The sequence below is a fragment of the Sabulibacter ruber genome (assembly GCF_017355955.1).
GTDB lineage: Bacteria > Bacteroidota > Bacteroidia > Cytophagales > Hymenobacteraceae > Nibribacter > Nibribacter ruber_A.
This window is the reverse complement of the sequence record NZ_JAFFID010000168.1, coordinates 1-256: the sequence shown is the minus strand read 5'-3', so window position 1 is coordinate 256 and position 256 is coordinate 1. Positions and strand designations below refer to the sequence as shown.

Genomic DNA, 256 nt, shown 5'->3' with positions numbered 1-256 from the left:
AACGGCGGCGTTCGCGACCGTGCTGGACTGGGCGACCTGGCGCGAAATGTCCTGAAGCGTCCCTGTCATCTGCTCGGTCGCGCTCGCCACCGTCTGGACGTTCACCGAGGTCTGTTCCGCGGCGGTGGCGGAAGACGCCGCCTGCTGCTGGCTCTGATCCGCGACGGCCGCCATCGCCTGCGCGGTGCCTTCGAGCTGGGTCGAAGCCGACGTGACACGGCCCAGCACTTCGACGGTCTGCGCCTCGAAGCCGCCG

At 69.9% G+C, this 256-nt stretch carries 1 protein-coding gene; it reads right to left on the bottom strand.

The features are described 5' to 3' along the window. Window positions 1-256: hypothetical protein (locus JT719_RS24900; protein ID WP_207436468.1), on the bottom strand; the 256-nt coding region annotated here is incomplete at both ends.